Source organism: Candidatus Sulfotelmatobacter sp., assembly GCA_035498555.1.
In the GTDB taxonomy this organism is placed as follows: Bacteria; Eisenbacteria; RBG-16-71-46; order RBG-16-71-46; family RBG-16-71-46; genus DATKAB01.
This window is the reverse complement of sequence record DATKAB010000163.1, coordinates 1-9,560: the sequence shown is the minus strand read 5'-3', so window position 1 is coordinate 9,560 and position 9,560 is coordinate 1. Positions and strand designations below refer to the sequence as shown.

Below are 9,560 nucleotides of genomic sequence, written 5' to 3'. Positions count from 1 at the left end.
CACGGCGAGGACGATCTGCTGCCGCAGCTTCCCGTGCTCTATCCGATCGGCACGGTGCTCGACAGCCTGGGCGTCGGCGAGCTGGTACCGATCAAGGGCAAGGACGGCGGCGAGCTCGACCTGTGGGGCGTGACGCTGCGCATTCCCGCCAACGCGATCAGCGGCGACGCCACACTGACGATGACGATGCTGGACGCGAGCAAGCAGGAGTGCCAGTTCGAGCTCAATCCCGCGTACCTCAACCATTTCAATTCGCCGGTGACGCTGCAGTTCGACGTCTCGAGCGCGCCGGATCTTCGAGTGCTGTCGGTCTACTGGTGGGACCCGGCCAATAACGACTGGGTCGCGATTCCCAGCACCATCGACAGCAACGCGAAGACCATTTCAGCCCAGCTCCAGCATTTCTCGAAGTACAAGGTCGACTCGGAGCTGTTGGGGAAGGCGGGCTGGTAGCGGTGGCACGAACCCCTCGAATCCTGCTCGGCGCGTGGGTGGGCGCGATCGTGAGCGCGGCCGCGCTCCTGTTCGCGCTCAACGGCTGGCCTCACCCGACTCGCGAGCTGGCGTTCTGGCTGGCGGCCTGCGTCGCCGGCGAACTGCTGTGGGTTCGCCTGCCGGTCGGCTCGGCCACCATCAGCATGGCGTCGTGCTTCAACTTCGCGGCGCTGCTGGTGCTCCCGCAGTCCTCGGCGATGGCGGTGACCATGGTTTCGACCGTGATCGCCGAAGTGACCTTCATGCGCAAGCCTCCGGTGCGCGCGATCTTCAACGCCGCGCAGACCACGCTGGCGGTGGCTGCCGGCAGCGCGTTGTTCACTTCGCTGAGCGGCGGCCGGCCGCTGATCGACCTGGTTTCGGGCCTCAACCTGCTGCCGTTCCTGGCCGCCGCGGCCGCCTACTACGTGGTGAACCGCGGCGCGGTGACGATCGTGGTGGCGGTGGCCGAGTCGATCTCGCCCCGCGAATCGTGGCGCAAGAATTTCGGAAGCAGCTACGACCTGCTGGCGAGCGGCGCGGGCTTCTCGCTGGGCGTGCTGCTCGCCACCCACTACTCCAGCATCGGCATGGTCGGAACCCTGTTCGTGGCGCTGCCGCTGGTGCTGGCCTGCGATGGATATCGACGATTGATGGGGGATTCGAGCGTCGCGAAGACGCCGGAAGAGCGAGAACGCCGGGCCGCCTGAGCGCCGGCCGCATCCTTCCTGTCCAGATCCCCCGGCGGCCTCGGGCTCGCGAGAGCCCGGGGCCGAGTCTTTTTTCCGCGTAACCCTCGGTTTGAGTTGACAGTCCCGGAACGGGAACGTAGCTTCCGCGCCCGACTGCCATGACTCGTGCGCTCGTTCTCGCTTTCGCAATGCTGACGCTCACTTCCGGGGTTGCGTCGTTCGCGCAGAAGTCGTTCTCGCTGTTTCCCGGAACGCCGCAGGGCCCGAAGCAGCCGATCAACTACAGCCACCAGATCCATGCCGGCAAGCTCGGCATGAATTGCCTGTACTGCCACTACGGCGCCGAGAAATCCCCGATCGCCAACCTGCCGCCGGTCGGCACCTGCATGGGTTGCCACAAGATCGCGGTCGCCGATCGCCCCGAGATCGTGAAGCTCACCGGCTACTGGGAGCGCGGCGAGCAGATTCCCTGGGTCGAGGTGTACAAGCTGCCCTCGCACGTGAAGTTCAATCACGTTCGTCACGTGAAGGCCGGAATTCAGTGCACCGATTGCCACGGCCCGGTGCAGCAAATGCCGGTCATGTACGCCTACGCTCCGATGAAGATGGGCTGGTGCGTGGGCTGCCACCGCCAGCACGAGAACGATGCCGTCCACCCCGCCACCCTCGACTGCATCGCCTGCCACCACTGAGCCCACTGAGCCCACCGATCTCATGAGCGAATCCATCGTCTTCCCGCGCCGCGACTTCCTGAAGCTGGTCGGCCTCGGCGTCGCCGCCGCGGCGTCGGGCTGCGCCGAGCCACCGGCCGAGAAGCTGATTCCGTACCTGGTGCCGCCCACCGACATCCTGGTCGGCATCCCCTACTGGTATGCGAGCACCTGCCGCGAGTGCCCGGTCGGCTGCGGCATCCTGGTCAAGGCGCGCGAGGGTCGCGCCATCAAGGTCGAAGGCAATCCCGCGCACCCGATGAACCGCGGCGGGCTGTGCTCGCGCGCGCACGGCGCACTGCAGGGCCTCTACGATCCGGATCGCGTCCGCCAGCCGATGGTGAAGAAAGGTGGCGCCTGGCAGCCGATCTCCTGGGATGACGCCCTGAAGCTCGCCGGCGATAAGCTGTCGGCGGCTCGGGTCGCGCATCATGGCGTGGCGCTGTTGACCGACCACGTCACCGGTACCATGGCGGCGTTCATCGACGACTGGAAGAAGGCGGTGGGCGCCAGTCACCTCGCCTACGAGGCGTTCGCGCAAGAATCGCTGCGCGAAGCCAATCGCCGCACCTTCGGCCAGGCGACCATCCCCAACTTCGACTTCGGCGCCGCGAAGATGATCGTCAGCTTCGGCGCCGATTTCCTTGAGACCTGGCTCGACGTGCCGGGCAACGCGCGCGGCTTCGCGGCGGCGCGCGCCGGCACTTCGCCCGCGCACTTCGTGTCGGTCGAGCCGCGCCTGTCGCTCACCGGCTCCAACGCCGACGAATGGATTGCGGTGCGTCCGGGCGGGGAGATGGCGCTGGCGCTCGGCATGGCGCGCGTGATCCTGAGCGAGGGCCTGGGGCCGACGCTTGCCGAGCGCGGCTCGCTGTTCGACGCGGTCTCACCCTTCACGCCCGAGGCAGTCGAGACGCAGATCGACGTACCCGCCGATCGCGTGCAGGAGATGGCGCGCCACTTCGCCAAGGCTGCTCCCAGCCTGGCCGTGACCGGCGGCATCGCCGCCCAGAACGAGCAGTCGGTGGCGCTGGCCGCGGCGGTCAACCTGCTCAACTACGTCGCCGGCAATCTCGGCAAGACCGTCCGCTTCGATCGCACCCTCAACTTGGACGGACTCGGCTCGTTCGCCGATCTGCAGAAGCTGATCGGCGACATGAGCGAGGGCAGGGTCGAGGTTCTGGTGGTGAACCGCGCCAATCCCGCCTACAGCGCGCCGGGCTGGGCGGGGCTCAACGCGGCACTCGACAAGGTCGGCTTCAAGATTTCGCTGTCGAGCGTGCTCGACGAGACTGCCGAGGCCTGCGATCTGCTGCTGCCGACCACGCACGCGCTCGAGACCCTCGACGACGCCGAGCCGGCGAAAGGTGTCCACTCGATGGTGCAGCCGGCGTTGAAGCCGCTGCCGATGTTCGACGCGCGACCATCGGGCGACGTGATGATCGCGCTCGGCAAGGCGGCGGGGGTGGGTGCCGCCTGGCCCGACGCCTACGGCGACACTCTCAAGGCACGCTGGAAGTCGCGGCTGTCGGGAGATTTCGAGACCGCCTGGACCGATCTGCTCGCGAAGGGCGGGCAGTTCGAGGACGCGCCGCCGACCTCGGTTCGCTGGGCCGGAGCGCCGGCGTTCGCCGCGCCCGAGCTCAAGGGCAGCGGCAGCCTCTCGCTGGTGCTGTTCGCTTCGCCCAACCTCTACGACGGCCGTGGCGCGAACAAGGCGTGGCTTCAGGAGCTGCCGGATCCCACGACCAAGGCGACCTGGGGCACGTGGGTGGAGCTGCATCCCGACACCGCCGCGAAGATCGGCGTCAAGAACGGCGACGCGGTCAAGGTGCAGACCGAGGCCGGCAGCGTCGAAGTCCCGGCCTACGTATGGGCCGGCGTGCGGCCCGACGTCGCCGCGATACCGCTCGGCAACGGGCACACGTCGTACGGTCGCTTCGCGAAGGGCGTCGGCGTCAACGCGCTCGCGCTGCTGTCGCCGGCGCAGGATGGCGCCTCGGGCGCGCTCGCCTACGTGAGCGCGAAGGCCCAGGTGAGCCGCGGCACGCACGCGCCGGTGCTGTCGGTGACCCAGCCGCACAAGGGTCAAGAAGGCCGCGGCATCGCGCAGGTGATTCCGGTCGCCGCGCTGCTGGGCGGGGCCGCGGCGATGGCGAAGGAGCCGGGAGCCGAGCGTCGCGAAGAGAATCCGATGGCCGAGCTCCCCGGGCGCGACACCGAGCCGCGCGCCGGGGCTTCGACGACCTTCATTCCTGCGCACGCGATCACCGCGTTCCAGAGCGAAGAGCCCGCGCGCCATCCGCGCGCGATGCCGGTGGACGTCGGCAGCTACAAGAATGCCAAGCATCACTGGGCGATGTCGATCGACCTCAACTCGTGCACGGGCTGCAGCGCGTGCATGGTGTCGTGCTCGGCCGAGAACAACGTGCCGACCGTGGGGCCCGAGCTGCAACGCCGCGGCCGCGACATGTTCTGGATCCGCATCGACCGCTTCGAGGAAAAAGTCGGCGGCTCCGACGCGAAGGTCGACGTGCGCCACGTGCCGATGATGTGCCAGCACTGCAACGACGCGCCGTGCGAAATCGTCTGCCCCGTGTACGCCACTTATCACACGCCCGAAGGGCTCAACGGCCAGGTCTACAATCGCTGCGTGGGTACCCGCTACTGCTCGAACAACTGCCCCTACAAGGTGCGCGCGTTCAACTGGTTCAGCTACACGACGCCCGACAAGCCGACCTTCGCCTTCCCCGAGCCGCTCAACTGGCAGCTCAATCCCGACGTCACGGTGCGCTCCAAGGGCGTGATGGAGAAGTGCACCATGTGCATTCAGCGCATCCTCGAGGGCAAGGGCAAGGCCAAGGACGAAAACCGCGAGCTGCACGACGGCGAGTTCACCACCGCCTGCGCGCAGTCGTGCCCCACCCAGGCGATCGTGTTCGGCGATCTGATGGATCCGAATTCGAAGGTCTCGAAGCTCTCGCGTGGCGACCCGCGACGCTACTGGGTGCTGAACGAGCTCAACACCAAGCCCAACGTGACCTATCTGAAGAAGGTCACGTGGGAATCGTGAGGGTGATCGCGTGAGCGCGCACGCCGCCAACCCCGAAGTCCCGCAGATCTCGCACAAGCAGCTCAACGCCGACGTGCTCAAGATGGTGAGCCGTCCCGGCAAGATCTGGTGGTCGGTGTTCCTGCTCGACCTGGCGATCCTGTCGGTGGCGCTGATCGCGGTGCGCAATCTGATCTTCTTCGGCTGGGGCGTCTCGGGATTCATGCGGCCGGTGATGTGGGCGGTGGACATCACCAACTTCGTGTTCTGGGTCGGCATCGCGCACTGCGGCACGCTGGTGTCGGCGGTGCTGTACCTGTTCCGCTCCCACTTCCGGCGCGCGGTCTATCGCGTGGCCGAGGCGATGACGGTGTTCGGGGTGCTCACCGCCGCGATGTTCCCGGCCGTGCACACCGGTCGCCCGTGGTTCGATTACTGGCTGTTCCCGTATCCGACCCAGCGCAACATCTGGACCAACGTGCGCTCGCCGCTCGAGTGGGACGTGTTTGCGGTCAACACCTACCTGACCGTGTCGAGCATCTTCTTCCTGGTGGGGCTGATTCCCGACATCGCGGCGCTGCGCGATCGCACCAAGAATCCGATCCTGCGCACCGTGCTGCACCTGGCCTCGTTCGGCTGGAGCGGCGCCAACTACCAGTGGAAGCACTACTACGGCGCCTACCTGTTCTTCGCCGCGATGGCGACCCCGCTGGTGTTCTCGGTGCACAGCGTGGTGTCGTGGGACTTCGCGATGGCGATGCTGCCCGGCTGGCACTCGACGATCTTCGCGCCCTACTTCGTGGCCGGCGCGATCTTCTCGGGCGTGGCGCTGGTGATCAACCTGCTGATCGTGATCCGCAAGGCTTACAAGCTCGAGCACATCGTGACGCTCGATCACATGGAGAAGCTTTCCAAGCTGGTGTTGCTGACTTCGACGATGGTCGGCTATTCGTACCTGAGCGAGTTCTTCATGGCCTGGTACGGCACCAACAAGTTCGAGCGCGATCTCTTCTGGTTCCGGGCGACCGGCCACTACTGGTGGTGCTTCTGGATCATGTTCAGCTGCAACGTGATCTTCCCGCTCTCTCTGTGGTTCAAGAAGGCGCGGCGAAACATGGTGTTCCTGTTCTGCCTGGCGATCCTGGTCAACGTTGGCATGTGGTTCGAGCGCTTCGTGATTATCGTCACGTCGCTGGCGCGCTCGTTCGAGCCCGCCACCTGGGTGTACTACAAGATCTCGTTCACCGAGATCTGCCTGATCGTCGGCTCGTTCGCCTGGTTCTTCATGTTCTTCCTGGTGTTCATCCGCGTGCTGCCGGCGTTCTCGATCGCCGAGATCAAGGAAACGCTGCCGGTGCCGCGCCGGGGTGCTCACGGATGATCGGCGCCCTCCAGAAGCTGCTGATGCCGCCGCCGCCCAAGTTCAAGGGCGTGATGGGCATCTATTACTACGTGGACGACGCCGCGGGAGCGGTGCGCACGCTGCGCGCCTCGGGGCACGCGGATCTGCGCGTGTTCTCGCCGATTCCCTACCACGAGATCGAGCGCGCGCTCGAGCAGGGCACGTCGATCGTGCGCTGGGTGACGTTCGTGGGCGGGGTGCTCGGTTTCACGGCCGGGCTCTCGCTCTGCATCTACACCTGCATCGCTTATCCGCTGGTGGTGGGAGGGAAGGAGCTCACCTCGCTACCGCCGTTCATGATCATCAGCTACGAATCGATGATCCTGCTCGCCGGGCTCACCAATCTGCTCGGCATGCTGTCGCTGTCGCGGCTGCCCGAGGTGAAGCAGGCGGCGCCCTACGACCCGCGTTTCAGTGAGGATCGGATCGGCATCTGGGTGCCGTGCGAGGGTGAAGCGGTGAAGCGCGTCGAGAAGATGCTGGGCGGCCAGAACGCCGAAGAGGTGCAGGTCCATGCTTAAGGCGCTCGCCGCGTTCGTGGGCCTGATCCTGGTGCTGTTCTCGCTCGGCTCGGTGCGCCAGGGCCTGAACGACGCGTTCCTGTCGGTGACGCATCTCCAGTACTACCCGTACCGCGACATGCGCCGCACCGTCGCGTTCGTGCCGCAGCACGGCGAGATGCGCCCGCCCGATTCGACCAGCGTGCCGATTCAGGGCAAGGACATCACCCACGGCCTCGAAGGGATCGAGCTCGCGACCAGGCTCGGCGAGACGCTGGTGAACCCGCAGGCCGCCGACGATTCGTCGATCGCGCGGGGCCAGCGCAAGTTCATGAAGACCTGCATTCCGTGCCACGGACCGACGCTCGCCGGCAACGGCCCGGTGGCGGCGCTGTTCATGCCGCCGCCCGATCTGCTGGCCCAGCCCACGCGCGAGAGGAAGGACGGCTACATCTTCTCGTACATGCGTCACGGCGGCGTGGTGATGCCGTCGTACGGCGCGCAGGTGACGCCGCAGGAAGCCTGGGACGTGGTGAACTTCATCCGCCACATGCAGAAGACCAGCCCGCGATGAGCCACGAGGCGATCCTCAAGGATCTGGCGTCCAAGCTCCCGGTGCGTCCCAATGCGCGCCGGCGACAGATCTGGATCGCGTGCATGCTGATCGGCGCGGCGGCGTTCGCGTTCCTGCTGATGAGCGAGCCGCGGCGCGCCTGGAGCAGCTACGCCATCAACACCATCTACTGGCTCGGCCTGGCCATGGGCGGCGTGGTGCTGTCGGCGGCGATCCGGCTCTGCAACGGCCGCTGGGGCGGACCCATTCAGCGTATCGGCGAGTCGTTGACTTCGTACATCCCGTTCGGCCTCGGCTTCATGGTGATCCTGCTCGCCGCCGGCGTGTGGACCTACCTGCCGTGGACGCGCGGCGTGGGCATGTATCCGTGGCAGCGGCCGTTCCTGAACGTTCCCTTCCTGTGGATTCGCACCGTGGGCGGGATCGCGCTGTTCTGGTTCCTGGCCAGCAAGCTGGTGCGCGTCTCGCTGCGCCGCGACGCCAAGCTGCTGCTGCCGCACGTGGCCCCCGAGCTGCGCGGCGAGTACGAGAAGCTCTCGGCCGACTGGAAGGGCGACGAGGCCGAAGACGAGCGCTTCATGCACGAGACCGCGCATCTGTCGCCGCAGATCGTGTTGACCTTCGTGGTGTTCATGAGCGTGATGGGCTGGGACTTCATCATGTGCCTGACGCCGAGTTGGACCAGCCAGTTGTTCGGCTGGTTCGTGTACGCCGGCGCGTTCCTCGCCGGCATGTGCATGGTGGCGCTGATCGCGACCCAGGTGCGCTCGCGCTACCAGCTCGAGGCCTACATCACGCCCAATCACTTCTGGGACATCGGCAAGGTGATCTTCAGTTTCTGCATCTTCTGGATCTACCTGTTCTGGTCGCAGTACTTGCCGATCTGGTACGCGAACATGCCGGAAGAGACCTGGTGGGTATTCATCCGCTTCGAGAATCCGTGGCGGCCGCTGGCGTTCGCCTGCTTCTACATGATCTTCCTGATTCCGTTCCTGGGGCTGATGAACAAGACCACCAAGTCGAGCCCGTTCTGGATGAGCCTGTTCTCGACCCTGGTGCTGTCGGGCGTGTGGCTCGAGCGGCACGTGCTGGTGATGCCGTCGGTCAATCCCGCCAAGGTGTGGGTGGGGCTGCCCGAGATCGGCGTGACGATCGGCTTCCTCGGCGTGTTCGGCTGGGCGGTGCAGGGATTCCTCACGCGCTATCCGGCGGTGCGCGTGGTGGACGCGTTAGCGCCCTCGGCGGGGCCTGGACACTAGCGGGCGAACCGACTCTTTCGCCTGCGACGCCCGGGCTCTCGAAGTGAGGCCCGGGCGTTCTCACTTATTGCGGGAGGGAACTGTCCGCAGGGACCATGGCGACGCGAGGCGAACTGTCCTTAAGGACAGTGGGAAGAGAGACGGGACGCGTGGCCGCAACCAGAGGTCCGCGTGCTGGAATAATCACTGGCCCGGGGCGCGTTGCTTCAAGTAACGGATGAAGGAACTGGTTCCGGAACCAGTTGGCCGAAGTGCCGGGATGGCGGAAGGTAGACGCAGCGGACTTAAAATCCGCTGGGGGTGACCCCGTGCAGGTTCGAGTCCTGCTCCCGGCATGAGGAATGGCAATGTGTTAGCGAGGCAGCGGGTGGGCGAGGAGCGGGCGAAGGCACAGAATTGTGTCAGAACTGTGCTAGTTGGGCAATTCTGAGCGAATCGTCTTGGGGGCTAGAGCAAGATGTTGGGGCCACGACCTGAACCGGATCGTGACCCCAGGGACGGCGGGGATTCTCTAGCAGTGAGCGAGCTGCCAAATTCTTGACTCAGGGAATCGCTGACTTCCGCTCGGGGTTGGCCCATCAAACTTCCGTCCTTGACCCTGAGAGCCCTTTCGCTGCAAAGGGACAAAGTCATCTGGCCGAAGGTTCATCGCCCTGCTCAGCGTTAAGAACACCTCCTGAAGCAGGGCTCCCGAAAGCTCCCTAGGCTCGACGGCGATTGTCTTCGGCGGAGTAATCTCTGACACCGCAAGACTAGTCCGAAGCGACTCGGTTAGTCGGCCTAGGATCGAGTCTACCGAGGGCGCCGTGCCAGCTGATACCGCTGCTTGGTCAACGTAACGGCTGAGCAAGTCCGGCAGGTCTGACAAGAATTCTGAGGTGAGCGGGTCACTAGAAA

At 65.7% G+C, this 9,560-nt stretch carries 8 protein-coding genes and 1 tRNA gene; all 9 read left to right on the top strand.

Going from position 1 to position 9,560, the window contains the following annotated elements:
* The coding region (locus tag VMJ70_13260; GenBank protein ID HTO92094.1) for a hypothetical protein at nucleotides 1-453 on the top strand (453 nt) is incomplete at its 5' end.
* 2 nt (nucleotides 454-455) lie between these two features.
* The gene (locus VMJ70_13255; protein HTO92093.1) at nucleotides 456-1,184 is read left to right on the top strand and encodes a hypothetical protein; all 729 of its coding nucleotides are present in this window, start codon (nucleotides 456-458) and stop codon (nucleotides 1,182-1,184) included.
* A gap of 140 nt (nucleotides 1,185-1,324) precedes the next feature.
* On the top strand, nucleotides 1,325-1,858 hold the full coding sequence (locus VMJ70_13250; protein ID HTO92092.1) for a cytochrome c3 family protein: 534 nt from the start codon (nucleotides 1,325-1,327) through the stop codon (nucleotides 1,856-1,858).
* A gap of 22 nt (nucleotides 1,859-1,880) precedes the next feature.
* The gene (locus VMJ70_13245; protein ID HTO92091.1) at nucleotides 1,881-4,949 is read left to right on the top strand and encodes a molybdopterin-dependent oxidoreductase; all 3,069 of its coding nucleotides are present in this window, start codon (nucleotides 1,881-1,883) and stop codon (nucleotides 4,947-4,949) included.
* 10 nt (nucleotides 4,950-4,959) lie between these two features.
* A complete protein-coding gene (nrfD, locus tag VMJ70_13240; GenBank protein HTO92090.1) occupies nucleotides 4,960-6,309 on the top strand; it encodes an NrfD/PsrC family molybdoenzyme membrane anchor subunit in 1,350 nt (449 codons plus the stop codon).
* Entirely contained in the window at nucleotides 6,306-6,851 is a 546-nt protein-coding gene (locus tag VMJ70_13235; GenBank protein HTO92089.1) for a DUF3341 domain-containing protein, read from the top strand. Before nrfD ends, VMJ70_13235 begins: the two co-directional genes overlap by 4 nt.
* Nucleotides 6,844-7,404, top strand: coding sequence for a cytochrome c (locus tag VMJ70_13230; GenBank protein ID HTO92088.1), 561 nt, complete (start codon nucleotides 6,844-6,846; stop codon nucleotides 7,402-7,404). Before VMJ70_13235 ends, VMJ70_13230 begins: the two co-directional genes overlap by 8 nt.
* On the top strand, nucleotides 7,401-8,663 hold the full coding sequence (locus tag VMJ70_13225; GenBank protein ID HTO92087.1) for a hypothetical protein: 1,263 nt from the start codon (nucleotides 7,401-7,403) through the stop codon (nucleotides 8,661-8,663). Before VMJ70_13230 ends, VMJ70_13225 begins: the two co-directional genes overlap by 4 nt.
* 253 nt (nucleotides 8,664-8,916) lie before the next feature.
* Nucleotides 8,917-8,998 (top strand) — tRNA-Leu (locus VMJ70_13220).
* Nucleotides 8,999-9,560: the final 562 nt, after the last annotated feature.

Excerpts from the sequence above, each read along its gene's own strand:
- VMJ70_13250 (HTO92092.1), top strand. The coding sequence starts at position 1,325 with ATGACTCGTGCGCTCGTTCTCGCTTTCGCAATGCTGACGCTCACTTCC.
- VMJ70_13245 (HTO92091.1), top strand. The coding sequence starts at position 1,881 with ATGAGCGAATCCATCGTCTTCCCGCGCCGCGACTTCCTGAAGCTGGTC.
- VMJ70_13235 (HTO92089.1), top strand. The coding sequence starts at position 6,306 with ATGATCGGCGCCCTCCAGAAGCTGCTGATGCCGCCGCCGCCCAAGTTC.
- VMJ70_13230 (HTO92088.1), top strand. The coding sequence starts at position 6,844 with ATGCTTAAGGCGCTCGCCGCGTTCGTGGGCCTGATCCTGGTGCTGTTC.
- VMJ70_13225 (HTO92087.1), top strand. The coding sequence starts at position 7,401 with ATGAGCCACGAGGCGATCCTCAAGGATCTGGCGTCCAAGCTCCCGGTG.